28 protein-coding genes and 1 tRNA gene are annotated in these 26862 nt (G+C 65.4%); 16 read left to right on the top strand and 13 right to left on the bottom strand.

What is annotated here, in order from left to right; all coding sequences use genetic code 11:
• Positions 1 to 17 precede the first annotated feature (17 nt).
• From C8J44_RS04390 to yaaA, 5 genes are all read right to left on the bottom strand, one after another.
• Entirely contained in the window at positions 18 to 368 is a 351-nt protein-coding gene (locus tag C8J44_RS04390) for a DUF952 domain-containing protein (protein ID WP_121903470.1), read from the bottom strand.
• Positions 365 to 3130, bottom strand: a complete 2766-nt coding sequence (gene gyrA, locus C8J44_RS04385) for a DNA gyrase subunit A (protein ID WP_121903469.1) — start codon at positions 3128 to 3130, stop codon at positions 365 to 367. The genes C8J44_RS04390 and gyrA overlap by 4 nt, the downstream gene beginning before the upstream one ends.
• 120 nt (positions 3131 to 3250) lie before the next feature.
• Positions 3251 to 3535 (bottom strand): hypothetical protein, encoded by a 285-nt coding sequence (locus tag C8J44_RS04380; RefSeq protein WP_121903468.1) that lies wholly within the window; start codon positions 3533 to 3535, stop codon positions 3251 to 3253.
• Between the two features lie 253 nt (positions 3536 to 3788).
• Positions 3789 to 4475 carry an SDR family NAD(P)-dependent oxidoreductase gene (locus tag C8J44_RS04375; protein WP_121903467.1) on the bottom strand — a complete coding sequence of 229 codons (687 nt, stop codon included), beginning with the start codon at positions 4473 to 4475 and terminating at the stop codon, positions 3789 to 3791.
• Complete coding sequence (yaaA, locus tag C8J44_RS04370; RefSeq protein ID WP_121903466.1) at positions 4472 to 5221, bottom strand: peroxide stress protein YaaA; 750 nt, start codon at positions 5219 to 5221, stop codon at positions 4472 to 4474. The genes C8J44_RS04375 and yaaA overlap by 4 nt, the downstream gene beginning before the upstream one ends.
• A gap of 163 nt (positions 5222 to 5384) precedes the next feature.
• On the opposite strand from yaaA, the gene C8J44_RS04365 reads away from it, so the two are divergent.
• Positions 5385 to 6677, top strand: coding sequence for a hypothetical protein (locus C8J44_RS04365; RefSeq protein ID WP_121903465.1), 1293 nt, complete (start codon positions 5385 to 5387; stop codon positions 6675 to 6677).
• 99 nt (positions 6678 to 6776) lie between these two features.
• On the opposite strand, the gene C8J44_RS04360 is transcribed toward C8J44_RS04365, so the two are convergent.
• Entirely contained in the window at positions 6777 to 7247 is a 471-nt protein-coding gene (locus C8J44_RS04360) for an Lrp/AsnC family transcriptional regulator (RefSeq protein ID WP_056047776.1), read from the bottom strand.
• 196 nt (positions 7248 to 7443) lie between these two features.
• Here C8J44_RS04360 and C8J44_RS04355 point away from each other — a divergent pair, with 196 nt between their 5' ends.
• Both C8J44_RS04355 and C8J44_RS04350 read left to right on the top strand, forming a co-directional pair.
• Complete coding sequence (locus tag C8J44_RS04355; protein ID WP_259466703.1) at positions 7444 to 9366, top strand: HAMP domain-containing sensor histidine kinase; 1923 nt, start codon at positions 7444 to 7446, stop codon at positions 9364 to 9366.
• Positions 9363 to 10358: a WalW protein gene (locus C8J44_RS04350; protein WP_310886152.1), complete on the top strand. Its 996-nt coding sequence runs from the start codon at positions 9363 to 9365 to the stop codon at positions 10356 to 10358. The genes C8J44_RS04355 and C8J44_RS04350 overlap by 4 nt, the downstream gene beginning before the upstream one ends.
• Positions 10359 to 10670: 312 nt before the next feature.
• On the opposite strand, the gene rpsI is transcribed toward C8J44_RS04350, so the two are convergent.
• The 3 genes from rpsI to C8J44_RS04335 all read right to left on the bottom strand — a co-directional run bounded on the left by rpsI (position 10671) and on the right by C8J44_RS04335 (position 12884).
• Positions 10671 to 11228 (bottom strand): 30S ribosomal protein S9, encoded by a 558-nt coding sequence (gene rpsI / locus C8J44_RS04345; RefSeq protein WP_082441435.1) that lies wholly within the window; start codon positions 11226 to 11228, stop codon positions 10671 to 10673.
• Positions 11228 to 11707, bottom strand: a complete 480-nt coding sequence (gene rplM / locus C8J44_RS04340; RefSeq protein ID WP_060524218.1) for a 50S ribosomal protein L13 — start codon at positions 11705 to 11707, stop codon at positions 11228 to 11230. The genes rpsI and rplM overlap by 1 nt, the downstream gene beginning before the upstream one ends.
• Positions 11708 to 11831: 124 nt before the next feature.
• Positions 11832 to 12884 carry a COX15/CtaA family protein gene (locus C8J44_RS04335; protein ID WP_121903842.1) on the bottom strand — a complete coding sequence of 351 codons (1053 nt, stop codon included), beginning with the start codon at positions 12882 to 12884 and terminating at the stop codon, positions 11832 to 11834.
• 352 nt (positions 12885 to 13236) lie between these two features.
• On the opposite strand from C8J44_RS04335, the gene C8J44_RS04330 reads away from it, so the two are divergent.
• Positions 13237 to 13620 (top strand): MerC domain-containing protein, encoded by a 384-nt coding sequence (locus C8J44_RS04330; RefSeq protein WP_056047781.1) that lies wholly within the window; start codon positions 13237 to 13239, stop codon positions 13618 to 13620.
• A 41-nt stretch (positions 13621 to 13661) separates the two neighbouring features.
• A complete protein-coding gene (locus C8J44_RS04325; protein ID WP_107961831.1) occupies positions 13662 to 14129 on the top strand; it encodes a Fur family transcriptional regulator in 468 nt (155 codons plus the stop codon).
• A 163-nt stretch (positions 14130 to 14292) separates the two neighbouring features.
• On the opposite strand, the gene C8J44_RS04320 is transcribed toward C8J44_RS04325, so the two are convergent.
• Positions 14293 to 14823, bottom strand: coding sequence for a GNAT family N-acetyltransferase (locus C8J44_RS04320; protein WP_121903463.1), 531 nt, complete (start codon positions 14821 to 14823; stop codon positions 14293 to 14295).
• 92 nt (positions 14824 to 14915) lie between these two features.
• Here C8J44_RS04320 and dxs point away from each other — a divergent pair, with 92 nt between their 5' ends.
• The 3 genes from dxs to C8J44_RS04305 all read left to right on the top strand — a co-directional run bounded on the left by dxs (position 14916) and on the right by C8J44_RS04305 (position 17749).
• On the top strand, positions 14916 to 16838 hold the full coding sequence (gene dxs / locus C8J44_RS04315; RefSeq protein WP_121903462.1) for a 1-deoxy-D-xylulose-5-phosphate synthase: 1923 nt from the start codon (positions 14916 to 14918) through the stop codon (positions 16836 to 16838).
• A 333-nt stretch (positions 16839 to 17171) separates the two neighbouring features.
• Positions 17172 to 17480 (top strand): hypothetical protein, encoded by a 309-nt coding sequence (locus C8J44_RS04310; RefSeq protein ID WP_121903461.1) that lies wholly within the window; start codon positions 17172 to 17174, stop codon positions 17478 to 17480.
• 11 nt (positions 17481 to 17491) lie between these two features.
• Positions 17492 to 17749, top strand: coding sequence for a hypothetical protein (locus C8J44_RS04305; RefSeq protein ID WP_121903460.1), 258 nt, complete (start codon positions 17492 to 17494; stop codon positions 17747 to 17749).
• 64 nt (positions 17750 to 17813) lie between these two features.
• On the opposite strand, the gene C8J44_RS04300 is transcribed toward C8J44_RS04305, so the two are convergent.
• A complete protein-coding gene (locus tag C8J44_RS04300) occupies positions 17814 to 18485 on the bottom strand; it encodes an alpha/beta hydrolase (RefSeq protein ID WP_056047792.1) in 672 nt (223 codons plus the stop codon).
• Between the two features lie 185 nt (positions 18486 to 18670).
• Between C8J44_RS04300 and C8J44_RS04295 the strand changes: the two genes are divergently transcribed.
• The 5 genes from C8J44_RS04295 (at position 18671) to C8J44_RS04275 (ending at position 21934) form a co-directional block, all read left to right on the top strand.
• Positions 18671 to 19471 (top strand): TlyA family RNA methyltransferase, encoded by an 801-nt coding sequence (locus tag C8J44_RS04295; protein WP_082470688.1) that lies wholly within the window; start codon positions 18671 to 18673, stop codon positions 19469 to 19471.
• A gap of 219 nt (positions 19472 to 19690) precedes the next feature.
• On the top strand, positions 19691 to 20209 hold the full coding sequence (locus C8J44_RS04290) for a TspO/MBR family protein (RefSeq protein WP_121903459.1): 519 nt from the start codon (positions 19691 to 19693) through the stop codon (positions 20207 to 20209).
• 39 nt (positions 20210 to 20248) lie between these two features.
• Positions 20249 to 20524, top strand: coding sequence for an accessory factor UbiK family protein (locus C8J44_RS04285; RefSeq protein WP_056047799.1), 276 nt, complete (start codon positions 20249 to 20251; stop codon positions 20522 to 20524).
• A gap of 100 nt (positions 20525 to 20624) precedes the next feature.
• A complete protein-coding gene (locus C8J44_RS04280) occupies positions 20625 to 21128 on the top strand; it encodes a YbjN domain-containing protein (RefSeq protein ID WP_056047803.1) in 504 nt (167 codons plus the stop codon).
• Complete coding sequence (locus tag C8J44_RS04275; protein ID WP_121903458.1) at positions 21125 to 21934, top strand: pyrroline-5-carboxylate reductase; 810 nt, start codon at positions 21125 to 21127, stop codon at positions 21932 to 21934. Before C8J44_RS04280 ends, C8J44_RS04275 begins: the two co-directional genes overlap by 4 nt.
• 9 nt (positions 21935 to 21943) lie before the next feature.
• Here the strand turns inward: C8J44_RS04275 and C8J44_RS04270 are convergent, their stop codons facing one another.
• The gene (locus C8J44_RS04270; RefSeq protein WP_231420344.1) at positions 21944 to 22432 is read right to left on the bottom strand and encodes a MarR family winged helix-turn-helix transcriptional regulator; all 489 of its coding nucleotides are present in this window, start codon (positions 22430 to 22432) and stop codon (positions 21944 to 21946) included.
• A 58-nt stretch (positions 22433 to 22490) separates the two neighbouring features.
• On the opposite strand from C8J44_RS04270, the gene C8J44_RS04265 reads away from it, so the two are divergent.
• The 3 genes from C8J44_RS04265 to C8J44_RS04255 all read left to right on the top strand — a co-directional run bounded on the left by C8J44_RS04265 (position 22491) and on the right by C8J44_RS04255 (position 25239).
• Positions 22491 to 23600, top strand: coding sequence for a branched-chain amino acid aminotransferase (locus C8J44_RS04265; RefSeq protein ID WP_121903457.1), 1110 nt, complete (start codon positions 22491 to 22493; stop codon positions 23598 to 23600).
• A gap of 52 nt (positions 23601 to 23652) precedes the next feature.
• A tRNA-Gln gene (locus C8J44_RS04260) sits at positions 23653 to 23727 on the top strand.
• 342 nt (positions 23728 to 24069) lie between these two features.
• Positions 24070 to 25239 carry a DUF1624 domain-containing protein gene (locus C8J44_RS04255; RefSeq protein WP_121903456.1) on the top strand — a complete coding sequence of 390 codons (1170 nt, stop codon included), beginning with the start codon at positions 24070 to 24072 and terminating at the stop codon, positions 25237 to 25239.
• A gap of 334 nt (positions 25240 to 25573) precedes the next feature.
• On the opposite strand, the gene C8J44_RS04250 is transcribed toward C8J44_RS04255, so the two are convergent.
• Positions 25574 to 26854: a DEAD/DEAH box helicase gene (locus tag C8J44_RS04250; protein ID WP_121903455.1), complete on the bottom strand. Its 1281-nt coding sequence runs from the start codon at positions 26852 to 26854 to the stop codon at positions 25574 to 25576.
• Between the last annotated feature and the right edge of the window lie 8 nt (positions 26855 to 26862).

Genomic DNA, 26862 nt, shown 5'->3' with positions numbered 1-26862 from the left:
TTTGACCTGAGTGCCGGTCAGCCCGCGACGGGGAGCTTCACCTTGCCGGCTTCGTCGCGTTCCAGAGTGCCGTAGGACAGCACGACTTCCAGCAGCAGCGGGCCGCCATGGATGTGCGGGAACAGTTGCCCGCCACGCGACTCTTCCCACTTCACGTCGTCACCCAGCGCTTCGAGATCGATCGCCGCCACGTGCAGGTCCGACTGCCCGGCGAAGTGCTTGTCGACCGTCTCCGTCAGCTGCTCGGCGGTCGACAGGTGGATATAGCCGTCAGCCAGATCCACCGGTGCACCCGCAAAGCTCCCGCTTTCCAGGGTCGCCAGCTGGTCTCCCGTCAGCACCTTATAGGCGATCGGATCGCGGCTCATTCGCCGTCCTCCGGGCCCGCGGCGGTATCCTCGCCGATCGTCGCGCCGGTATCAGGCGCGACCTCCGGCACGGCGCCCGCCAGGTTGATCTCGGCGTCTTCCTCGGTTTCCTCGATCCGTGCGGCGGAGACGACATGTTCGCCCTTCGCGACGTCGAACAGCTTCACGCCCGCCGAGTTGCGGCTGATGACGCGGAGCGACGCGAGCGTCGTGCGGATCAGTTTCGCCTGGTTGGTCACCAGCATCAGCTGATGGCCCTTCGCCGCGGCGAAGCTCGCCACGACGGGGCCGTTGCGCGCGATGTTGTCGATGTTCGTGATGCCCTGGCCACCGCGACCGGTGCGGCGATAGTCATAGGCGCTCGACAGCTTGCCATAGCCGTTCTCGCAGACCGTCAGGATGAACTGCTCGCGGTCCTTGAGGTCGTTGTAGCGGTCGGCGCCCATGCCGTGATCGCCCTCGCGCTCGCCCTTCCACGGTGCGAACTTGAGGTACGTCTCGCGCTCCTCGGGCGTCGCGCCGACACGGTGCAGGACCGACAGCGAGATGACCTCGTCGTCGCCCTTCAGCGTGACGCCGCGGACGCCGGTCGACGTCCGGCTCTGGAACTCGCGGACGTCGTCGCCGGCGAAGCGGATCGCCTTGCCGAGCTTGGTCGCGAGGAGCACGTCGTCATGCTCGCTGAGCAGCGCGACGCCGATCAGCTTGTCCTCAGACCCTTCCTCGAAGCGCATCGCGATCTTGCCGTTCGACGGCACGTTGGTGAACGCGTCCATCGCGTTGCGGCGCACGAGTCCGCGCTGCGTCGCGAACATCACGTGCAGGCGGCTCCACTCGCTGAGATCCTCCGGCAGCGGGAGCACGGTCGAGATCGTCTCGCCCGGCGCCAGCGGCAGCAGGTTGATCATCGGCCGACCACGTGTCGCAGGCCCGCCCTCGGGCAGACGCCAGACCTTGTAGCGATAGACCTTGCCGAGGTTCGAGAAGAACAGCACCGGGGTGTGCGTCGAGGTGACGAACAGCTCGGTGACGACGTCCTCGTCCTTCGTCGACATGCCCGCGCGACCCTTGCCGCCGCGGGCCTGCGCGCGGAACGTGTCGAGGCTGGTGCGCTTGATATAGCCCTGCATGGTCACGGTGACGACCATGTCCTCGCGCTCGATCAGGTCCTCGTCGTCGATGCCGTTGGCGGCGGCGGCGATCTCGGAGCGGCGCGGGGTGGCGAATTCGTCGCGGATCGCGATCAGCTCGCCGCGCATAACCTCGTACAGCTTCGCACGGTCGCCGAGGATGTGGAGCAGCTCGCCGATCGTCGCTGCCAGCGCCTTCAGCTCGTCGCCGATCTCGTCGCGGCCGAGCAATGTCAGGCGATGGAGGCGGAGATCGAGGATCGCGCGGACCTGCGGCTCGGACAGCTTGTAGATGCCGTCGGCCTGCTTGTCCTCGACCGCCTCGACCAGTGCGATGTACGGCGCGATCTCCTCGACCGGCCATTCGCGCGCGAGCAGCTTGCCGCGTGCTTCGGCGGGGCTCGACGACCCTCGGATGATCTTGACGACTTCGTCGAGGTTGGTGACCGCGATGACGAGGCCGAGCAACAGATGCGCGCGCTCTCTAGCCTTGGCGAGTTCGAACTTCGAGCGGCGGGTGATGACCTGCTCGCGGAAGGTGATGAACGCGCCGATGATGTCGCGCAGGTTGAGCAGCTCGGGACGGCCGCCGCGGATCGCCAGCATGTTGGCGGGGAAGCTCGACTGCGCGGGCGTGTGTCGCCAGAGCTGGTTGAGCACCACGTCGACGGTCGCGTCGCGCTTCAGGTCGATGACGATGCGCACGCCCATGCGGCTCGATTCGTCGCGGATGTCGCTGACGCCTTCGATCCGCTTGTCCTTGGCGGCTTCGGCGATCTTCTCGACCAGGCCGTTCTTGCCGGTCTGGAACGGGATCTCGGTGAGGACGATCGAGCGACGGTCGCCCTTGCCCTCCTCGACGATATGGCGCGAGCGGACGATGATCGAACCGCGGCCGGTTTCGTACGCCGACTTGGCGCCCGCCCGGCCGAGGATGATCGCGCCGGTCGGGAAGTCGGGACCGGGGACGATCTCGAACAGTTCCTCGGTCGTGATCGCGCCATTGTCCATGTACGCGAGGCACGCGGCGATGACTTCGCCGAGATTGTGCGGCGGGATGTTGGTCGCCATGCCGACGGCGATGCCGCCCGCGCCGTTGACCAGCAGGTTCGGGAAGCGCGCCGGCAGCACCGAAGGTTCGCGCTCCGAGCCGTCATAGTTGGGCGTGAAGTCGACCGTGTCCTTGTCGAGATCGCCGAGCAGCGCGTTCGCCACCTTGCCGAGACGGGCCTCGGTGTAGCGCATCGCCGCGGGTGGATCGGGATCCATCGAGCCGAAGTTGCCCTGGCCGTCGATCAGCGGCACGCGCATCGACCAGTCCTGCGTCATGCGGGCCAACGCGTCGTAGATCGAGCTGTCGCCGTGCGGATGGTATTTACCCATGACGTCACCGACGATGCGCGCCGACTTGCGATAGGGCTTGCCGGCGACGAAGCCGCTCTCGTGCGCGCCGTATAGGATGCGGCGATGGACGGGCTTGAGGCCGTCGCGAACGTCGGGCAGCGCGCGCGCGACGATGACGCTCATCGCATAGTCGAGATAGCTCGACTTCATCTCGTCGACGATCGAGATCGTGGCGATGCCGGCGGGCTCGCCGCCCTGGGGTTCGGCGAGTGTGGTCTCGTCGGTCAAATCTGAACGCTTTCGGCTTGTTGCGGTATGATGACAGACCTTAGCCGAGGGGGGGGCACCTTACTACCCCCGCGCACGCGTACGCACGCGAGGGAGAAGGGTTTCATCGTTAATTCGGGCTTATTTGCAGGCGGTCTTGGTCTTGTTGCCGGCGAGCGAGCAATTGTAGGTGACGGACTTGCCGTTCGCGAGCTTGGCGGTGACCATGCGGCCCTTGGCGACGGTCGTGGTGCGCTTGGCGACCTTGGTGTTGCCCATCGGCGTGGTCGTCTTGGTGGTCGTGGTGTGCGTCGCGACGGTCTTCGGCTGGACGGTCTTGGTCTGCGCCTGAGTGGCGGCAACCGCAGCGCCGCCGGAGATCAGCGCGCTACCGGCGAGGATCGCGAGGGGGAGGGACTTCTTCATGCGGGTATCCTCTCGTTTCGGCCTTGGTGGACGATGCGGGGAGACTGCGCCGGGGGACCTGAACGGAAAATGGCAGGCAGGTGAAATCTGCGTCATGCATAGTGCCGAAGTCCAGCCAAGGCCTTGTCATTCCCGCGGAGGCGGGAACCCATAGTGGCAACCTTTCGGCTCCATCGCTACCGTCAGAGCATATGGATCCCCGCCTGCGCGGGGATGACGAGGTGGTTGGTCGGCAAGCCGGTATTACTGGCTGCTAGGGCGTGACCTCTACCCCATCCCACGCAAAGAGTTTGCCGCTGTCCGGCGCGCGCAGGCCATCGATGACGTCGAGCAACTGCACCGCCCCGCGGTCCGGCTTGAACAGGTTGCCGGGCGTCACGTTGCCCTGGAATGGCTTCGACAGGCCGGTGTCGACCGTTCCCGGATGCAACCCCACGACGATCCCGCTGGAGTTCCGGCGCTTGTCCTCGATCGCGATCGTCTTCACCAACTGGTTCAGCGCCGCCTTCGACGCGCGATAGCCGTACCACCCGCCGAGCTTGTTATCGCCGATGCTGCCGACACGAGCAGACAGCACCGCGAACACGATCCGCCCCGCCTTCGGCATCGTCGGCAGGAAGTGCTTCGCCACCAGCGCCGGCCCGATCGCGTTGATCGCGAAGTTGCGCGCCATCCACACCGGATCAAGCTCGCGCATCGCCTTCTCCGGGCCCTTGTCGCCGTCGTGCAGCACCCCCGTCGCGACGATCACCAGCGTCGGCGAGCCGACCCGCAAAGCCGCCGCCGCAATGCTCGCCTCGTCCTCCAGGTCGAGATGCCGATCGCCGCTCTCCGACCGCGCGAACCCGTAGACCTTGTCGAACGCACCTTCCTCGATCAGCGCCTCTTCCAGCGCCTTGCCGATCCCGCCCGAGGTGCCGATGACGACCGCGCTGCTCACTTGCGGACGAACCGGAACTGCGCTTCGCTGCTGCCCGCCGCGTCATACGCATAGCCGTCGCTGTCGAATCCCTTGATCCCCTCGATGTCGTCGACACGGTGTTCGGCCAGCCACCGCGCGACCATCCCGCGGGCCTTTTTCGCGTGGAAGCTGACGAATTTCTGCGCCTCGCCCTCGCGAAAATCGATCGCGACGACGCGGATCGACTTGGGCAGCATGCCGTCCGCCGCCGCCCAATATTCCTGGCTCGCGAGGTTGAGGATCGTCTGCGATCCCTCCGCCTCGACGTCGTCCGCGAGCAGCTTGGCGATCCGGTCTCCCCACCAGTCGGTCAGCTTCGTCTTCCGCGGCGCCCAGCGCGTGCCCATTTCCAGCCGGTAAGGACGCATCAGATCGAGCGGGCGGAGCAAGCCGTACAGCCCCGACAACATCCGCACGTGATCCTGCGCGTAATCCACCGCCGTCTCGTCGAGCGTCTTGGCCTCCAACCCAGTATAGACATCGCCTGCAAACGCGAACATCGCCGGCCGCTCGGGCAGGGTGTCGAAATCGCGATACCGGTCCGCGTTCAGCTTTGCCAGCGCGGGCGAGATATGCATCAGCTCGGACAGCTTCTTTTGCGTCAGGTGTGCGGCGGCATGCGCGAGCGTCTTCGCCTCATCGGCAAACCGCGGCGTGGTCGGGTCGAGCTTGGGCAGCGCGCTCTCGTAATCGAGCGTCTTGGCGGGCGATAGTACAGCGATCATCGTCGCGATCTAGCGGCGGCGGGGAGCGCGTTCAATCGACGTTCACGCGCAATCTTACATCCGCGGGATCCAAGCCGCTCGCTTGAACGTATGCATGGCGGATCATATAGCGTCGTCGCGCGCCACTTACGTAAGCGGGCCGACGCAGAGGGAGAGTTTCCGCATGAAGACCATTTCCAAGCTTGCACTGATTGCGGCGTTTGCCACCGGCACGAGCGGCCTCGCGCTGTCGGCGCCTGCGTTCGCCAAGGACAAGAAGGCCGAAGAGGCACCGGCAATGAAGCTGAGCCCCGAAGTCCAGAAGCCCGGCATTGCCGCGCAGACCGCGCTGACCGCTAAGGATTACGCCGGCGCCCAGACCGCGATCGACCAGATCGACGCCGCGGCGAAGACCGACTACGAGAAGTATATCGGCGCCGCGCTCCGCTATCAGCTCGAGAACGAGAAGCTGGTCGCCGCGCAGACCGCCAACCCCAACGCGCCGATGAACGAGACGACGCTGGCAAAGCCGCTCGACGCGCTGATCGCCAATCCGGCGACGCCGGCCGCCGATCGCGGCAAATACGCATATCGCCGCGGTGCACTCGCGTTCAACGGCAAACAGTATCCGATCGCGCTGCAGTATTTCGCGAAGGCCAAGGAACTCGGATATACCAACCCGGACCTCGGGTTGCAGATCGTCAAGGCAAAGATGGAAAGCGGCGACGTGACCGGTGCCACCGCCGATCTCGACGCTTCGATCACGCAGATGACCGCGGCGGGCCAGAAGGCTCCCGAAGACTATTATCGCTATGCGATCGCCAAGTCCTACGCTGCCAAGCGCAACGCCGACACGATGGCGTGGCTGAAGAAGTGGATCACGGCATACCCGTCGGCGAAGAACTGGCGCGACGTGCTGATCCTGTCGGGCATCCAGCAGAACGCGCTGATCCCGCTCGACGAGGCGCAGAAGGTCGACATCTTCCGCCTGATGCGGGCGACCAATTCGCTCGCCGACCAGACCGACTATCTGCAATATGCCGACAGCGTGAACCGTCGTGGCCTGCCGAGCGAGGCACAGGCGGTGATCAAGGAAGGCATGGCGCAGGGCAAGATCCCCGCTGGCAACGCGATGTCGAAGGGCCTGCTGGCCGACGCGACCAAGAACATCGCTGCCGATGGTCCGCTCGCGGGCCTCGAAAAGCGCGCGACGACCGCAGCCAACGGCAAGCTCGCCGCGGGCACGGCCGATGCGTATCTCGGGCAGAACAACTATGCCAAGTCTGCCGAGCTTTATAAGCTGGCACTGACCAAGGGTGGTGTCGACGCCGACGACGTGAACCTGCATCTCGGCATCGCGCTCGCGAAGTCGGGCGACAAGGCCGGCGCTGCGGCTGCGTTCGCCGCGGTCAAGGCTTCGCCGAAGGCCGACGTCGCGGGCCTGTGGACGACCTGGCTGGCGGCTCCGGCCGCTTAAGGCGATCCGGTTGGATCTGGGGAAGCGGGGTGGCAGCGATGCCGCCCCGTTTTCGTTTCAGGTGACGCGACCGGCTTCGGGCAGCGCGCCGAGAGTTGGTCAGTCGCCGACCACTACCGGGATACCCGAGAGCGCCTTGGCGGTGCGGATCGTCAGCGAGGTCTTCACGCTCGCCACGTTGGGTGCCGGCGTCAGGTGGGTCGTCAGAATTTCCTGGAAGCTCTTTAGATCGGCCGCGACGATCTTCAGGATGAAGTCGATCTCGCCGTTGAGCATGTGGCATTCGCGAATCTCGGGAATGTCGGCGATGTGATTCTCGAACGCCGCGAGGTCATGCTCGGCCTGGCTGCGTAGCGAGACCATCGCGAACACCGTGATCGGAAAGCCCAGCCGGCTCGCGTCGAGATCGGCGTGATAGCCACGGATCGCGCCGGCTTCCTCGAGGGCACGGACGCGGCGCAAGCAGGGCGGTGCGGTCAAGCCGACCTGATCGGCCAGATCGACGTTTGTCATTCGTCCGTCCGCCTGCAACAGCGACAGGATCTGCCGATCGATCCGGTCAAAACTCATTTCACGCAACTCCCGAGCAACATCGCAAACCAATTGGTTCGTTCCCCATAGCCATAAGATTGTTGCGGCGAAACGCAATTGTCCCACTATGCGACGAACCCGCTGGCGTCGGAAAATGCGGAGTTCCTTCGAAGAGTCGCGCGCGTTAAGGAATCGCAACGGCGGACATGCTAGGTCATCCGTTCCGGGAGACAATGTGCGGTTCGACGACAGCCTGAAGACGATCCTCTCTGCCGACATGGCCTCCGAATTCGGAGCGCAGTCGGCATGGCGGCAACTCGTCGACCTGATGGGCCGTGGTCGCATCGCGTGCGACGCGCCGTCGATCGCCAGGTTGCGCATGCTGCGGCCGGAAGTGCCGGTCGCGGTTCGTGCGGCCAGTGCGCGCGCGCTCGCCTTTGCCGCACCGGATGCGTTGCTGGTCGCGTTCTTCGCCGAAGACGCGTTGGCGATCGCCGCGCCGGTATTGCGCACGGCGAGGCTGGCGCCGGACGCGTGGCTGGCGATCCTGCCGCGGCTGACGCCCGCGGGTCGTTCGGTCTTGCGGCATCGTCGCGACCTGCCCGATGCGGTTCAGCGCGGCCTCCAGAGCTTTGGCCCGATCGATTTCATCCTGCCACAGCCTGAGGCCGTGCCCGATGAGGTAGCGGACGATGAACCGGCCGAAGCGGTGCCCGAGCCCGTCGATACCGCCGTAGCCGCTCCGGTAGCCGCAGAAACCGCTACGGTCGAGCCAGCGGCGATTGCTGCGGAAACAGCCATCGCCGAGCCCGTGGCGTCTGTCGTAGAAACAGCAATCGTCGAGCCGGCAGCTGAGGTGTCGCCGCTGCCGAGCGCGCCGCTGAGCGAAACACCGTTCATCGCGCTTGGCGACGTCGCGCGCGGATTGCCGTTCATGGCGGAGGCCATGCGTCACGCGAAGCTGGCCGAGAGCGCCCCGGCGATCGACGACGAGCAGGCTGCCGGCACCGATGTCGAACGGTTCGAGATTTCCGATCTCGTCGCTCGGATCGAGGCGTTCAACAAGGATCGCACGGTCGATACCGGCGCTCCGGCGGCCGTATCCATCGAGGTCGAGACCTTCCGGTACGAAACCGATGCGCACGGCGTGATCCGGGTGATCGAGGGCGTCGCCCGCTCGGCGCTGGTCGGCGTGTCGCTCGGCTATGCGGCGCGGCAGGGCGAGGCGCAGCTCGATGGTGTCGTGGCGGGTGCGTTCAGGCGGCGGTCGCGGTTCAGCGACGCGCGGCTCGAGGTTGGCGGGCTGTCCGACGCGTTCGGATCGTGGCGGTTGTCCGGCGTACCGGCGTTCGAACATGCCTCCGGTCGGTTCATCGGCTTTCACGGGACCGGGCGACGGCCGCGGCGCGACGAGACCGCCGAGCCGGCTCGCGCGTCTTCGCCGGTATCCGATTCGCTGCGCCAGCTTGTCCACGAGCTGCGGACGCCGACCAACGCGATTTCCGGGTTCGCCGAGCTGATCGAGACGCAGTTGCTCGGCCCCGTCTCGCCGACCTATCGCGACCGGGCGACGGCGATCCGCACGCAGGCGAGCGACCTGCTCGCGGCGATCGACGACCTGGATATCGCGGCGCGGATCGAAGGCCATGCGCTCGATCTGCGGCCGACGGCGGTAGCGGTGCTGCCGTTGCTGGACCGCGTCGTGGCCGATCTGAAACCGCTTGCCGCATTGCGCGGGACCAGCGTCGCGATCGTCGCCCCGGCGGGCGATTGCGACATCCTGGGGGACGATCGTGCGGTCGAACGGCTGATCGGGCGGTTGATCGCGGCGCTGGTATCGGCGGGGCGCCCCGACGAGCGGCTCGGCATCGTCGTTCGACCGGTCGGCGAGACGGTGACGATCGCGTTCGACCGGCCTGCCGCGTTGGCGGCGCATGTGACCGATGTCCTGCTCAGCATCGATGCGGAGCAGGAGAATGACGGCGAGGGGGCGCCGTTGCTCGGTACCGGTTTCGCGCTTCGACTGGCGCAGAATCTGGCGGTCGAGCTCGGCGGGGTGCTGACGATCGGCATCGACACGCTCACGCTGCAACTCCCGGCGTCGGACGCGCGCAACGTCGGTGACCAGGCCGAGCTTATGGTCGACGAGCGACGGTGATCGCCGATCGCGCGTATCGCCCGCCACGGCCGACCAACGCGCAACGCATCGTCTGGCCGGACACGTTCGGCACCCGTTTCACGGTCATGGTCGATGTCGAGGAGGAGTTCGACTGGGACGCGCCGCCCGATCCTCGCAACCGAGCGACCACCGCGATGGCCGCCTTTCCCGACGCGCATCGTCGGTTTGCCGAGCGCGATGTCGGGCTTACCTGCATGGTCGATCATCCGATCGTCACCGATCCCCGTTCGGTCGCGATCCTCGCGCGCGTCATCGAGGACGCGCGGTCGGAGATCGGTGCGCAGCTGCATTCGTGGGTCACCCCGCCGTTCGAGGATGGCACAGGCGATACATCGAGCTTTGCAGGCAATCTGCCCGCTGCGGTCGAGGCGGCGAAACTCGAAACGCTGACGACAGAGATCACCGCGACGTTCGGGGTTCGACCGCGCGTCTATCGGGCGGGACGTTACGGTATCGGCCCGCACAGTTTCGACCTTCTGAGGCGGCTGGGGTACGAGATCGATAGCTCGGTGCGGGCGGGATACGATTACCGCGGCAAGGGCGGCCCCGACTTCGGGCTAGCCGACGCGCAGGCGTATCGCGTGCAGGGGATCGTCGAGCTGCCGTTGACGACGGTTTTCACTGGCCATGCAAGGCGGGGTGGCGCGCGCCTGTATCGTGCGTTGGGCGGTATTCCGAAGGGCAGGGGGCTGTTCGCGCGTACCGGCCTGCTGTCGCGGATCGCGCTGACGCCGGAGGATATGCCGATCGAAGCCGCGCTTGAAGCGGTCGCCGTTGCGGCCGGCGAGGGGCTTCGGTTGCTCAACCTGTCGTTCCACTCGCCGTCGCTGGTGCCGGGGCATACGCCGTATGTGCGCGACGCGGCGGACTTGAAGCGATTCCACGGTTGGTGGACGACGATGCTCGACGAATTCGATCGCCGCGGCATCCGCAATACGTCGCTGGATGAAATCCTGAGGGTGCTGGCTTAGTCAGGCGCCTGCTGCAGCTTGTTCGACTTGTCAGGCGGGCAGGCGATGTCGGTGGATTCCGCACGCCGCATCTCCAAGGCACTCCCCTCCCTGGAAGGGAGGGGCAGGGGGTGGGTCGGTTTCCGCATATTCGACCGCTTGAGGCTGAAGCTGGCCGACCCACCCCCAACCCCTCCCTTCCAGGGAGGGGAGACCGCTGGGGATTTGGGCTTCGCTAGAGCTTTCAGCCCGTCGTCTTAGCTGCACGCCCAAACCCAGAAAGGGCAGCCCGTTGCCGGACCGCCCTCTTGGTAAGCAATACTGAAAGCGAGATTAGCGCTTCGAGAACTGGAAGCTGCGACGGGCCTTCGCCTTGCCGTACTTCTTGCGCTCGACGACGCGGCTGTCGCGGGTCAGGAAGCCTGCTGCCTTCACCGATGCGCGCAGCACCGGCTCGAAGCGGGTCAGGGCCTGGCTGATGCCGTGCTTGACCGCGCCGGCTTGGCCCGAAAGGCCACCGCCCTTGACGGTGCAGACGACGTCGTACTGACCTTCGCGCTCGGTAATCCCGAACACCTGGTTGATGACGAGACGCAGCGTCGGGCGTGCGAAGTACACTTCCTGGTCACGACCATTGATCGTGATCTTGCCGGTGCCGGGCTTGACCCAGACGCGTGCGACGGCGTCCTTGCGACGGCCGGTCGCATAGGCGCGGCCCTGCTTGTCGAGGATCTGCTCGCGCAGCGGCATCGGCTCGCGGACGGGCTCGTTCGAGACCGGCGCTGCGATATCGCCTTCGCTGGTCGGCAGAGCCTGCTCGGCGGGGGCAGCCGGCGCGGGCTGGTTGGTCAGGCTCGCGAGATCGGCGAGCGACTGGCGGTTGTCGGACATTATGCGCCCACCTTGTTCTTGCGGTTCATGCTGCCGATGTCGAGCACGGCAGGGTTCTGTGCCTCGTGCGGATGCTCGGTGCCCTTGAAGATACGCAGGTTGCGCATCTGCTCACGACCCAGCGGGCCGCGCGGGATCATGCGCTCGACAGCCTTTTCGAGAACGCGCTCCGGGAAGCGGCCGTCGAGGACCTTGGCGGCAGTGATGCCCTTGATGCCGCCGGCGTAACCGGTGTGCTTGTAATAGATCTTCTTCGCGGCCTTGTTGCCGGTGAAGCGGATCTTGTCTGCGTTGATCACGACGACATTGTCACCGCAATCGACATGCGGGGTGAACGACACCTTGTGCTTGCCGCGCAGGACGTTGGCGATGATCGATGCAGCACGACCGACGACGAGACCTTCCGCGTCGACGATATGCCACTGCTTCTCCACCTCAGCCGGCTTTGCCGACTTGGTGGTCTTCATGAGCGCCTTCATGGGCGTTAGACCTTCCAGATTGAATGCAAGCGCACCAAGGGGAGGCCCCGCAGCGCGAATGCCGGCCTAATGCTGAAAGGGGGGCTTCAAGTCAAGCTTTCCGCCGGTTTCCTGACGGGTATTATTATACCCGCTGCGTAATGCGGGGTGCGCTGCCGACGGCGTGGGCGGCGAACATCGCGGCGATCAGGAGGAGCGCGGCGTTGCCCTGATGCGCGACCGCGACGTCGATCTGCACGCCGGTCATCAGCGTGGCGATGCCGAGCATGATCTGTAACGTGACGAGGCCGACGACGAAGAACCCCGCGCTGCTGCCGGTCTTGGTCGCCTTGATCGCAAGCCAGATCAGCCCGGCAGCGGCGGCGAACGCGAACCAGCGGTGGATGAACTGCACGACGATCGGGTTGTCGACCGCGTTGCTCCAGGCGGGGTTTACCATCGGCACGTCGGCCGGGAACAGCCCATCGCCCATCAGCGGCCAGCTTGCGAAGGCATAGCCGGCATCGAGCCCGGCGGTGAAGGCGCCATAGACCAACTGCACGAACAGCAGCGCGAGCGCGACGATCGCTGCGGGCGCGAGGCGGGCAGGGGCGGCGAGCGGATTGCGGTGCAGCGCCATCAGGTCGAGTGCGGTCCACACGATCCCGGCGAGAATCGTCAGTGCGGTCAACAGGTGGACGGCGAGTCGGATGTGGCTGACGTCCGTCCGCACCGACAGTCCGGAGGCAACCATCCACCAGCCGATCGCGCCCTGGAACGCGCCGAGCGCCAGCAGCGCCGACAGCCGCCAGCCATAGCCGACCGGGATACGCTTGCGCACCGCGAACCAGACTAGTGGCACCGCGAACACGAGACCGATCACTCGGCCCCATAGCCGGTGGAGATATTCCCAGAAGAAGATCGCCTTGAACCCGCCGACCGTCATGTCGGCGTTGAACGCGGCGTATTCGGGGATGCGCTTATAGGCGTCGAATTCGGCCTGCCACTGCGCGTCATTGAGCGGCGGGATGATCCCGCTGATCGGCTTCCACTGCGTGATCGACAGCCCCGACTCGGTCAGCCGGGTGATCCCGCCGATGACGACCATCGCGACGATCAGGCCGGCGACCGTGAACAGCCACAGGGCGACGGAACGAGGACGGGCTTTGCTGAGAAAGGCGGCGCTGGGTTGAAGCATGGTGAGGAGATAGTGGTTTGCGCGGCGCGGCGCCATCCGTTCGTGGTGCGGCGTTGCTTCATGTTGCTGGGGGTGCCGCAGGTAGGGGATGGTGTTAAACTATTTCTCCGTCATCCTGACGAAAGTCAGGATCCAGAGCCTCAAACGGCAGCGTGCGTAACTCTGGATCCTGACTTTCGTCAGGATGACGGAGGGGTGGCAGATGGCGCAGTCATCGCCGGGTTGAACAAGAGGCGTGGCTTCCTTGCGATATCGGACCAAGAGCCAGCCTTGAGAAACCCGAAAATTCTCCGCAAGAAAAATGCGATGTAATGTTGTATCCTTTCGTTGAGGCATCTATATCCGATTAACGATGACGCCCTCGGCTACGCATACCCACCGTTTCGCCGGTCTCGATCGCTATGCGATCGGGCTGTCGGGCCTGTGCATGGTGCATTGCCTGGCGACCTCCGTGCTGGTCGCGCTGATGTCGACGGCCGGCGGTTTCCTGCTCGACCCGATCTTCCACGAAGTTGGCCTGACGATCGCGATCGGCCTCGGCGCGCTCGCGCTCGGCCGCGGTGTGCTCAATCACGGCTATATGATGCCTGCCGCGATGGGCGCGCTCGGGCTGGGCATCATGGCGGGCGCGATGACGCTGCCGCACGACAGTGGCGGCGGCGAGACGCTGTGGACGATCGTCGGCGTCGGCCTGCTCGCATTCGGCCACGATCTCAACCGTCGCGCGGAAAGCTGAGCGGGTTGTTGGAACCTCTCCGGCATCCTACTTCACCCAGCATGGCGCATGCTCACAACCACACCGAACCGCAGGGCGCCGATCTCACCGTCGCAGCACAGACGACGCTCGAAAAGGCCGGCGAGCAGTGGACGACGATGCGCGCCAGCGTGTTCGCCGCGCTGGCAAGCTTCGAGAAGCCGGCGTCGGCGTACGATATCGCGGAGGCCGTCTCGAAAGCCGAAGGTCGCCGGGTCGCGGCGAACAGCGTGTACCGCATCCTCGACCTGTTCGTCGGCGCCAACCTCGCCCGGCGAGTCGAGAGCGCGAACGCCTATGTCGCCAACGCGCATCCGGATTGCCTGCACGACTGCATTTTCCTGGTCTGCGACTCGTGCGGCCAGACCACGCATCTCGACAACGACACCATCACCAAGGGTGTGCGGAACGCGGCTGAGGCAGCAGGCTTCTCGCCGGTTCGCCCGGTAATCGAAGTCCGCGGGCGATGTGCGGACTGCGAGGCTAAGTAGAAGCTTACCCCGTACGCGTAACTTTGTGATGAGCCGTCCCTCCCTGGAAGGGAGGGGTAGGGGTGGGTCGGCTGGCTTTGGCCGGCGCCGCCTGATCCGGAAGCCGACCCACCCCCGGCCCCTCCCTTTCAGGGAGGGGGGACCGTTGTGTTCTTGGCGTGCGTCAGTTCAAATCCTTCCCCATCCGGATCATCGGCACCGGGACCTCGCCCGGCGTCTCGATCCGCTCGATCGGTAGATACCCGCAGGCGCGGTACAGCGGCTCTCCGGCCAGCGTTGCCATCATCTCCGCCCGCGCAAACCCGGCCTCTCGCGCTGCGGCCTCGCAAACCGACAACACCAGCCGCCCGACACCCCGCCGCGTAAAATCCGGATCGGTGTACATCGCGCGGATGCGCGCCGCGTCATGCACCGGATCGAGCAACGCCGCATCGCGCAACGCCGTACTGTGATCGCCGCCATAGAGCGTCGCGCGCCGACTCCACCCGCCACACCCGGCCAGCCGACCGTCCGCCTCGATTAGCAGATACGTCCCGTCCGCGATCAACTGCGTATCGAGCCCCATCACCGCGCGGCTTGCCTCGACCTGTGCCGGCGTGAGGAAGTCCCCCTGCAACGCGCCGATCGCGCGGGCCATCAGCACCGAGATCGCCGGAATATCCGCTGCTACGGCAACACGGTGCGTAAAGTTCATATTTGTGCACTTCCCGAGCGATTCCAGTGCGAATGCTAGCGCAGGACACGGTAACAATCGACACGATACGCGCGCTGCATTAAGCCCGTCCGATGGCCGACCTTCCCTCGACACCGCTGCTCGACACCGTTTCGACGCCCGACGACCTCCGCAAGTTGCGCCCGGACCAGCTCCGCCAGCTTGCCGACGAATTGCGTACGGAGACGATTTCCGCGGTCGGCACCACCGGCGGGCATCTCGGCTCGGGCCTCGGCGTGGTCGAGCTGACCACCGCGATCCACTATGTCTTCGATACCCCACGCGATCGCCTCGTCTGGGACGTCGGCCACCAATGCTATCCGCACAAGATCCTGACCGGACGCCGCGACCGAATCCGCACGCTGCGCCAGGGCGGCGGGCTTAGCGGCTTTACCAAGCGCAGCGAGAGCGAATACGACCCGTTCGGCGCGGCGCATTCGTCGACGTCGATCTCGGCCGCGCTGGGCTTTGCCGTCGCCAACAAGATCGCGGGCACGCCCGGCAAGGGCATCGCGGTGATCGGCGATGGCGCGATGTCCGCGGGCATGGCGTACGAGGCGATGAACAACGCCGCGCAGGCGGGCAACCGGCTGGTCGTGATCCTCAACGACAACGACATGTCGATCGCGCCGCCGGTCGGTGGGCTGTCGGCATATCTGAGCCGTATCGTATCGAGTCGCGAGTTCTTGGGGTTCCGCGATCTGGCCCGGAAACTCGCCAAGCGGCTGCCACGGCCGATCGCCAGCGGCATGCGCAAGACCGACGAGTTCGCACGCGGCATGACGATGGGCGGCACGCTGTTCGAGGAACTCGGCTTCTACTATGTCGGCCCGATCGACGGGCACAATCTCGAACACCTGATCCCCGTGCTCGAGAATGTGCGCGATGCGGAGGAGGGCCCGATCCTCGTCCATGTCGTCACCAAGAAGGGCAAGGGCTATGCGCCGGCCGAGGCTGCGGCGGACAAGTATCACGGCGTCCAGAAGTTCGACGTGATCTCCGGCGTCCAGACCAAGGCGCCGCCGGGACCGCCGCAATACCAGAACGTGTTCGGCGCGCAGCTCGTCGCCGAGGCCGCCAACGACCCGCGGATCTGCGCGATCACCGCGGCGATGCCTTCGGGCACCGGGCTCGACGCGTTCGCCAAGGCGTATCCCGACCGGTTCTTCGACGTCGGGATCGCTGAGCAGCACGGCGTCACCTTCGCGGCCGGTCTCGCCGCGCAAGGCATGCGCCCGTTCTGCGCGATCTACTCGACGTTTCTCCAGCGCGCGTACGACCAAGTCGTGCATGACGTCGCGATCCAGAACCTGCCGGTCCGGTTCGCGATCGATCGCGCGGGGCTGGTCGGTGCGGATGGCGCGACGCATGCCGGCTCGTTCGACGTCACCTACCTCGCGACGCTGCCGAATTTCGTCGTGATGGCGGCGGCGGACGAGGCCGAACTCGTCCACATGACGCACACCGCGGCGCAGTACGACACCGGCCCGATCGCTGTGCGCTATCCGCGCGGCAACGGCACCGGCGTTGCGCTCCCAGAGACTCCGCAACTGCTGGAGATCGGCAAGGGTCGCGTCGTGCGCGAGGGCAAGAAGATCGCGATCCTGTCGCTCGGCACGCGTCTCGAGGAAGCTCTCAAGGCCGCCGAGGTTCTCGAAGCCAAGGGGCTGAGCACGACGGTAGCGGATCTCCGTTTCGCCAAGCCGCTCGACGTCGATCTGATCCGCAAGTTGCTTACCACGCACGAAGTCGCGGTGACGATCGAGGAGAACTCGGTCGGCGGCTTCGGCGCGCACGTGCTGACGATGGCGTCGGACGAGGGCTTGATCGACGGTGGGCTCAAGCTGCGTACGCTGCGTTTGCCGGACGTGTACCAGGACCAGGACAAGCCCGAAGTCCAGTATGCCGAAGCCGGGCTCGACGCGACTGCGCTGGTGGATACCGTGCTCAAGGCGCTCCGCCACAATTCGGGCGGGGTTGCCGAAGCGCGAGCATGACCGGGCCGAGCAAGGGTCTCCTGATCATTGCGCTGGCGGTGATCGTGATGGTGTCGCTCAATATTGCGATGTGGCGCCGCATGCAGGGTAGCGTTGATAAGCGCCCATGACGCAAAGTGATTGGTCCGATCTGGATCTAACATCGCGCGGCGAAGAATAGTCTAAGATTGGTCAAGCTGTTCTTTGCGGTAGTCAATTTCGTAGAGCATCGCGGGCACGCGATCTTGATCGATCAGCGAATCGATAGATGACATCCAGATCCGACTGAAATCCTTGTGCAAGGATCTGTTGATTGCTGCACTGTGATTTCCTTGACTGACAAGGAAATCACAGATGCGCGTGTCGGGGTATCAGGTCGATCCGCTCCGCCTTTATGATGGCCCGGAGTTTGCCGAATATTGCATCGCGCAGTCGGCGTATCTGCCCGCGTCACGCGATAGGTCGGCGTGCGCGACATGTGCGCTGGGCAAATTGTGCGACGCGGGATTTCAAGAGCAGGTATCACGGGTCGCCGCCGGACTGAATCCCTCGCTGACCGAGTGCAAGACGTTCGATCCGGCATCGCTCGAACCCGAAAAATTGCTGGCCGGACTGGACGATGCCGAAGCCGCGTTCGCGCGAGCTCACATTTTCGTTAGCTGAAGGAGAGAGTTATGGAACAGGAAATTTCGGCCGTACAACTCGAGGCCAAGAAGCAGCTGGCATCAAAAAGCGAGCAGATCGGCACCGTGCAAATCCAGGCCAAGAAGCAGCTTTATGAGAAGACCGCCTCGATCGGCCGTCATCAGCTCGATGCCAAGCGCCAGATTGCAGAAAAGACCGCTGCGCTCGGACAGCATCAATTGTCCGCAAAGCAGCAATTGTCCGTGAAGGCCGCTACCCGGTTCGAAAATCCCGGCCGGAAATCCTAGTCGCGAACGAGAGCATCGATACGTTCGAGGTCGTCAGGCTCCGTGCGTATCGACACTCGCTTGCTTACCCGCCGAGATAATGCGTCTGCGCGGCATCGGTCGCACTCACGGCCAGGATTGAGCGCGCTTTGCTTGGCGGTAGAGCCTGCCCCCGACCATCGCCGCTTGCCGCGATGACGCGCTCCAGCAAGTCCTGCCCTTCACGCCACCAGCCGATCCCGCTCGCGGCATTCAAATGCCCTTGCGGCCCGGCATCGACGAAGTGGCTGCCCCAGTCCGCCGCCATGCTGTGCGCGCGCTCGGGAGTGACCCAGGGGTCGTCGCTGCTCGCCACCACGATCGACGGGAACGGCAAGGGCGTTCGCGGAGTCGGCGAGAAGCCCTTCAGTTCGGCCTGCGCGCCGCCGCGATCGACGTCCGCCGGCGCCACCAGCAACGCGCCGGCCACGGGCCAGCCATAAGGCTGCGGGCTGAGTTCGGCCCACCACGCCACCGCGAGGCACCCGAGGCTGTGCGCGGCGAGAATCACCGGCGCCTGTGCCTGCCGGATCGCCTCGTCGAGCCGCGTCACCCAGGCGTTGCGGTGCGGCGTGTTCCACATGCCGAGCTCGACGCGCACCGTGTCGGGCCGCGCCTCTTCCCATAACGTCTGCCAGTGCGAAGGACCCGATCCACCAAGGCCGGGTACGGTCAGGATCGTCGGCTGGACGGAATCATACGGTGCGAAAGAACCCACAGCGCTTCTCCTTCTCCAAAACCTCGTTCTGCGAGGTCGGGAGCATGGCCGAAGGACGCTCTAGGGCACGCCATCCGGTCACGATCCCATGCGCTCAAGATAATCCTACCCGTTAGGTAGGCAATGGCATTGCGGCGAAAGGAAGGCAGCTTGCGGCAATCGGATCGGACGGCGATAGCGGGCGGATGGTGAAGGTACGTGCAGACCAGATGCTGGTCGACAGAGGGCTGGTCGAGTCGCGGACGCGCGCGCAGGCGCTGATCATGGCGGGCCTCGTGTTCGCGGGGACGAAGAAGGTCGACAAGCCCGGGCAGACGCTTGCGGACGACGTGGAACTCGACGTGCGCGGTCGCGATCATCCCTGGGTTTCGCGCGGCGGGATCAAGCTGGCGCACGGCCTTGCGCATTTCGGTTGGGACGTGACCGGTGCGGTCGCGATCGACGTGGGCTCGTCGACCGGCGGCTTTACCGACGTCATGCTGAAGAACGGCGCGGCTAAGGTCTACGCGGTCGACAGCGGCACCAACCAGCTTGCCTGGTCGCTGCGGCAGGATGAGCGCGTCATCGTCCACGAACAGACCAGCGCGCGGATCCTCACGCACGCGCATATTCCCGAGCCGGTCGACCTGATCGTCTGCGATGCGAGCTTCATCGGTTTGGCGAAGGTGCTCGAGCGGCCGATGTCGTTTGCCAAGCCCGATGCGCGGCTGATGGCGCTGGTGAAGCCGCAGTTCGAGGCGGGGCGCGGCGAAGTGGGGAAGGGCGGTGTCGTCCGCGATACCGCGATCCACCAGCGCGTCTGCGACGAGGTCGCGGCGTGGCTGACGGGGCAGGGGTGGAGCGTGGTTGGTGTGGTCGAGAGCCCGATCACGGGGCCTGAGGGTAACGTGGAGTTCCTTATTGCTGCTTTGCATGGCGAGAGTTCGACGGTGGAACCGCCGGTCACGGACGTGCCAAATGACCCCGAAACGCCTCCGTCATCCTGACGAACGTCAGGACCTAGAGCCACGCCGGGTGCGCTCGGTATCCTGGATCCTGACTTTCGTCAGGATGACGGCGTGGGGAGGTCCGTACCGGAATGAACCACTAGCGGAACGATTATCCACCAAACTCGGTTTACCGAACGCCAAATGCGCGGCAGGACGACGCCGCGTAGAGACGGAAGGATTTGTGTGGGCGGTATCGCTTCGAAGGCCCAGTTGAGGATGTCGTTCCTCCGCTGGGCGGTCGTGACCGTGCCCCTGATCCTGTTGCTGGGCTTTCTGTCCGGCCGGTCGGTCAGCGTCGGCAGCGAGAATGCCTGGTACATGGCGCTCGCCAAGCCCGCGCTGAACCCGCCGGGCTGGGTCTTCCCGGTCGTTTGGACCACGCTCTACATCCTGATTGGCCTCGCGCTCGCGATGATCCTCAACGCGCGCGGCGCGCGGTTGCGCGGGCTGGCCGTAGCCCTGTTCGTCGGCCAGTTCCTGCTGAACCTCGCCTGGACGCCGATGTTCTTCGGCGCGCACAAGATCGGCCTGTCGGTACTCGTGATCGTCGCGATGCTGGTGCTGTCGATCGCCACGACCTTCGTATTCGCGCGCATCCGCCCTGCCGCGGCGTGGCTGATGGTGCCGTACATGGTGTGGATCAGCTTCGCCGGCGTGCTCGCGTTCAGCATCGGACAGTTGAACCCCGGTGCCGAAACCCTTGCACCCGCAAGCCATACGTCCCAAATGCTGTGACGCAGCAGCCGTTTCGGCACTCACTGGGATTTTGAAGCAATGCAATCCGAAAACCGCGTGTTCGATGATATCGTCAAGGTCTTGAACGGCGCGGCCGGTACGCTTGCAGGCGTCGGTCGCGAAGCCGGTTCGGGTGCGCGCGAGCGTGCACGCGAATGGCTTGGCGGGCTAGACTTCGTCAGCCGCGAAGAGTTCGATGCGGTCAAGGCGATGGCTGCGGCCGCGCGCGACGAGAACGATGCCCTGAAGGCGCGTCTCGATGCGCTCGAAGCAAAATCGACGGTCAATGCGCCGCTCGGGGCGTCGGTCGACTGACTTTTCCACAGTTTTCCGCAGAAATGGGGCCGATGGGGTTGTCGGGGCGTTTTTGCCTCGGCACCCTTTGTTGTGCGATAAGGATCGCCAGGACCCTGTGATGCTTGAACACGCCGACCACGACCACGAAGACGCCGCTCCGATCGACATGCTCGAAAGCTATTACGCTGCGCATGGCTGGGAGCACGAGCGCCACGACGACGAGATCGTCGCGACCGTCAAAGGCAGTTGGGCGACTTACGAACTGCGCGCGTTGTGGCGTGAAGACGATAGCGTCCTGCAATTCCTCGCTTTTCCCGATATAAAGGTGCCCGACGAACGCCGTCTCGCGGTGTACGAGACGATCGGCCTGGTCAACGAACAGCTCTGGATCGGTCATTTCGAACTCTGGTCGACGAGCGGCATCCTGTTGTTCCGGCACGCGGCGATGGTCGATGGCGGCGACGACGGGACGATGTCGCTGGAGGCCGCCGAACTGCTCGTCGAATCGGCGATCGAGGAGTGCGAACGCTTCTATCCCGTGTTCCAGTTCGTGCTGTGGGGCGGCAAGAGCCCCAAGGAAGCGATCGCCGCGGCGTTGATCGAAACCCACGGCGAGGCATGAGCACGCGCTTTCCGGCAGGTCCGCTGTGGTTGATCGGCTGTGGCAACATGGGTGGTGCGATGCTGCGGCGCTGGATCGCCGCCGGGCTCGATCCTTCGACGGTGACGGTGATCACGCGGAGCGGGAAGGGTGCGCCCGAGGGAGTCCGCTCGCTGACCGCGCTGCCTGACGAAGATGCCCCCGCGACGTTGATGCTTGCGCTCAAGCCGCAACAGATCGATGCGGCGCAGGCCTTGCTCGCGCCCATGCGGGGTGCGCCGACGCTGCTGCTGTCGATCCTAGCCGGTGTCGATCACGCGACTTTGTCGGAACGATTCGCAGCGGATACGATGGTTCGGGCGATGCCCAACTTGCCCGTGGCGATCGGCAAGGGCGTGACGTCGCTCTATACGGTCGCCGCGTCGGACGAGGCGATCGCAGCGGCAGAGGCCTTCGCCACCCCGCTCGGTCACTATGAATGGATCGCCGACGAAGCGCATTTCGATGCGGTGACCGCGCTCGCAGGCTGTGGCCCGGGCTTCGTATTCCGATTCGCCGATGCGCTCGCCAAGGCAGGCGTCGCGCTAGGGCTGCCAGCGGAGCAGGCTGCGCGGCTTGCGATGGCCACGCTCGAGGGCGCCGCGATCATGGCTGCCGATGCGGATGTATCGCCTGCCGTCCTGGCAGACCGCGTGGCGAGTCCGGGCGGATCGACTCGGGAGGGTATGAACGTGCTGGACCGCGACGATGCGCTGGTTGCGTTGCTCACCGAAACATTGACTGCATCCGAGCGGCGCAATGCCGAGATGGCCGCCGCCGCGCGCTGACGTGGGCGCTCAGCCGCGCAGCCCGAATACCTGCGAGCGATCGCTTTCCGGTACCAAGCCTTCCAGCACCGCCCAGAACCCAGAGACCGCGCTCTGTCCGGCGCTGGCATAGGCTTCGGCCATGCGAATCCTTGCCGCCTCGAACAGGTCGCGTTCCATCTTCGCACCTTCCGGGGTGAGCTTCAGCAACCGTTGGCGGCGATCGCGCTCGCCGGGGCGCGTTTCGACCAGCTTGCGTTCGGCGAGCTCGTTCAGCACGCGGCCGAGCGATTGCTTGGTGATCGCCAGCAGCGACAGCAATTCGCTGACCGTGAGATCGGGTTTGCGCGCGATGAAATACAGCGCGCGGTGGTGCGCCCGCCCGAGTCCTTCTTCGGCGAGGCCCTGGTCGATCGACCGCGTCAGGTGGCTATAGCCGAAATAGAGCAGCTCCATGCCGCGGCGGAGTTCGGGTTCGCGAAGGAACAGGGGCGACGCAGGCGAAGCTGTGGCAGACATGTTGACCGGTTTAGCCATCGCCCGTAGTCGTCGGCAACCCGCCTTGAGAGAGAATTCGATGTCCGCTCCAGCTTTTACGCCCTCTTCAACCTTCCGCCACGAGCCGAACGCGGCTCCGGTCGAGGCGAACGAGCGCGCGAAGCGGCTGATCGATCCCGGATTTGGGCGAGTCTTCACCGATCACATGGCGATGATCCGCTATAGCGAGGCCGAGGGCTGGCATGACGCACGGATCACGGCGCGTGCGCCGCTGACGATCGATCCGGCGTCGTCGGTGCTGCATTATGCGCAGGAAATCTTCGAGGGAATGAAGGCGTATCGACTCGCAGACGGCGGGACTGCGCTGTTCCGTCCCGAGGCGAACGCGCGCCGCTTCCAGGATTCGGCGCGGCGTCTCGCGATGCCCGAACTGCCGACCGAGCTGTTCCTCGAATCGGTCGAGCAGCTGGTCAAGACCGACGCGAACTGGATTCCGGAGAGCGACGGCGGTGCGCTGTACCTGCGCCCGTTCATGTTCGCCTCCGAAGTGTTCCTTGGCGTCAAGCCGTCGGCTGAATATCTCTACATGGTACTCGCCTCGTCGGTCGGCGCCTATTTCAAGGGTGGCGCGCCGACCGTGTCGATCTGGGTGAGCCAGCAGTACACGCGCGCCGCACAGGGCGGCACTGGCGCCGCCAAGTGCGGCGGCAATTACGCCGCCAGCCTGCTCGCGCAGTCCGAGGCGATCCGCAACGGCTGCGATCAGGTCGTGTTTCTCGACGCGGCCGAGCGCCGCTGGGTCGAGGAACTCGGTGGGATGAACATCTTTTTCGTGTTCGACGACGGCAGCGTGGCGACGCCGGCGCTGACCGGCACGATCCTCCCCGGTATTACGAGGGACTCGATCCTGACGCTTGCACGTGCCCAGGGCATCACCGTGCGCGAGGAGGGCTACACCTTCGATCAGTGGCGCGCCGATGCCGCGAGCGGTCGGCTGGTCGAGGCGTTCGCCTGCGGCACCGCGGCGGTGGTGACGCCGATCGGCACGGTGGCGAGCCCCGAGGGGCGTTTCACGATCGGTGACGGCGCTCCCGGTGCGCTGACGATGCGGATGCGCGACGCGCTCGTCTCGATCCAGCGCGGCACCGCGCCCGACGACAACGCCTGGCTGCACCATCTCGCGGTTTGACGTCCGCGAGGGCTTTTCACGCGGCGCGGCCCCGTTATAAGGCCGCCTCTGTTGGGGCGTCGCCAAGTGGTAAGGCAGCGGCTTTTGATGCCGCCATGCGCAGGTTCGAACCCTGCCGCCCCAGCCAATTCTTGATCTATTCTGCCAAGCGAACCGGAAGCCTCGATGTCTCCGGCTCTGGGTGAATTCGACCATCGCGTTGCGTCAACCGACGCCAGATGGTTGCCTGCCTTGTCCTTGAACTCATCCTGACGACTAGTCCCAGCGCGTCGTCGAGGCGCACAGCGCCATAACGCGGTTCGAATCCTGCGCGACGGGTACGGCGCGGCGGCCCGGTGCGCAAAAGCGGGGGCGGCGGACACGGCGGAGCACAGCAGCTAGGTTGACGTTTTCGTTATAATATAACATTGCGGGGCAACGGAGAAATCAAACTGTGTCGACCGCGACTGCCGCTACATCCCCCACTGCAATGTCCGCCACTTCGCCAGCCGCAAGGGACGACATCGTTTCTGCGGCGCCGGTGCGCCGTGGTGCTCGAATCGAGTCGATCGACGGGCTGCGCGGCCTCGTCATGCTGTTGATGCTGGTCGATCATACCCGCGAATTCTTCTATTATGGTCATCAGGTCGCAGATCCGATGGACCTGACCACGACGTCGCCCGGCTTGTTCTTCACAAGGCTGGCAGCCCATCTGTGCGCGCCCGTCTTCGTCGCGCTGACCGGGCTCGCCGCCTGGCTGTACGGCGCGCGCAAGCCCGTGATGGCGACCTCCGCCTTCTTGGTGAAGCGGGGGGCGTTCCTGATCGCGCTGGAACTGACGATCGTCGGGTTCGCCTGGTCTTTCACTTTGTCACCAGCGACGGTATTCCTGCAGGTCATCTGGGCGATCGGCTGGTCGATGCTCGCCTTGGCCGCACTGGTGCATCTGCCGCGCGTCTGGATCGCCGCGATCGGTGTGACGATCGTCGTCGGGCACAATCTGCTCGATCCGATCACCTTTGCAGTGGGCGAGCCCGGACATGCGATCTGGGCCGTGCTGCACGATCGGGGCTTTGTCGATCTGTGGGAAGGAACGCGCGCTCGGACCTCTTATCCGGTCTTGCCGTGGATCGGCGCAATCGCGCTGGGCTATGCGATAGGCCCTTGGTTTGCGGCTGCGACCGCGCCGACGACGCGGGTGCGCCGGTTGTGGATGGTCGCTGGAAGCCTGCTGGCCGCGTTCTGCGTGGTGCGCGGGCTGAACGGTTATGGCGATCCGACCCCGTGGATCGGGGGCGCGAGGCCATTACTCACCGCGATGTCGTTTCTCAACGTGACGAAATATCCCCCGTCGCTCGATTTTTTGCTGCTGACGCTGGGGATCGGATCCGCCTTGCTGGCGCTATGGGACAGCCGCTCGCCGCGGTTGCTGGCGGTGTTGGGCAGCGCGCCGTTGTTCTTCTATATTCTACATCTCTACGTGCTGCATCTCGTCCAGATTGCTGCCGGCGCAGTGACCGGCGCAGCAGGGGCGGACGTGCCGTCGGTCGGCTGGATCTGGCTGATCGCCGCCGCCGTGCTCGGGCCGCTCTGGCTCGCGACCCGGTCATTCGCGACGATGAAGCGCAAAAGCGATCGGTGGTGGATGCGGTACCTGTGATGGCGACGCTTCTGGGCGGAGCTACTCAGGACGGAGACCGCGTCGTCAAGCATACACCGCGAGCGCTGCACGACCGCGTTTCGGCGTAGCCGCTCGTCGGTTGCGCGGGTGTCATTGCGTTGGACTGCCGCAAGTCGGCGGATGGTTGGCGTTCCTACACGAGAACACTGCCGCTCCAACAAAGCGGTTCATATCTGGCGCTCGCCGCATAACCTGTCTCGTGGGCTATGCTTCTTATCAATCGCGGGTGAGCCGCGTCTCCGCCGATGCGTCGGCATCTGCGGAGACCTCAGGACGCTGGGCTTGCCGCCCGCGAGACCGATGTGATCGGCGTTCAGGCGGCCTTCGCGGCCATCCGCGCGGCGAGCTTCTCTTCCTCGGTCCAGACCTTCCGCACGCGCTCCTTGGTCGGCTTGACCTGCTTGACGGGGCCACCGCCGAGTACGGGTGCGCGCTGGGTGGAATGGCGCGCGACTTCGCAATGCCATTCGTGATCGTCCTGGACGGTCAGCGTGCGACCGATCTCGCGCTCGACATCATGCAGCCAGGCGCGTTGCTCGGCGTCGCACAACGTGATCGCGAAACCGCTGCGTCCGGCGCGGCCGGTGCGGCCGATACGGTGGACATAGCTCTCGGGCAGGCTCGGCAAATCGTGGTTGAACACGTGCGTCACGGTGTCGACATCGATCCCGCGCGCGGCGATATCCGTCGCCACCAGGACCTGCACGGTGCCGGCACGGAACGCGTCGAGCGCACGCTCGCGCTGGCCTTGCGACTTGTTGCCGTGCAGCGCCTCGGCGGTAATGCCCTCTTCGCTGATGAACGCGCACACCTCGTTGGCGATGTTCTTCTGGAGCGTGAAGACGACCGCCTGGCCCATGTCGGGCGTCCGCAGCAACGCCAGCAGCGCGGCCTTCTTGTTGGCTGCGTCGAGGAACATCACCGACTGGTCGATCCGGTCGACCGTTGTCGATGGCGGCGCGATCTCGACCTTGGCCGGATCGCGCAGCAGGCTCTCGGCCAGCGCGGCGATCGACTTCGGCATCGTCGCCGAGAACAGCAGCGTATGGCGATCCTGCGGCAGCGTCGCGACGATCCGCTCGATCGGCTTGGCGAAACCCATGTCGAGCATCTGGTCGGCCTCGTCGAGCACCAGCGCCTCAAGCGCGGACAGATCGCACAGCCCCTGGTCGATCAGATCGAGCAGACGCCCCGGTGCTGCGACGATGATGTCGACGCCGTCTTTGAGCGCGTTGACCTGATGGAACTGGCTGACGCCGCCGAAGATCGTCGTCACGCGCGGCTTGATGTGCCGGCCGAAGCTCTCGAAGCCCGCGGCGATCTGCGACACCAGCTCGCGAGTCGGGGCGAGCACGAGCACGCGCGCGCCGCCCTTGGGCGCCGGCCGGGGATCGGCGGCGAGGCGGTGCAGCAACGGCAGCGCGAACGCTGCGGTCTTGCCCGTGCCGGTCTGCGCCATGCCGAGCATGTCGCGGCCCTGCAGCAGCATCGGGATCGACTGCGCCTGGATCGGCGTCGGGTTGGTATAGCCCTCTTCCGTTAGCGCCTGCAGCAAAACCGGGGCGAGGGCGAGATCGGCGAAAGTCATGGTCATGGTCAAGC

Origin of the sequence: Sphingomonas sp. PP-CE-3A-406, assembly GCF_003688625.1 — a bacterium.
In the GTDB taxonomy this organism is placed as follows: domain Bacteria; phylum Pseudomonadota; class Alphaproteobacteria; order Sphingomonadales; family Sphingomonadaceae; genus Sphingomonas.
This window is presented reverse-complemented; position numbering and strand designations above follow the sequence as displayed.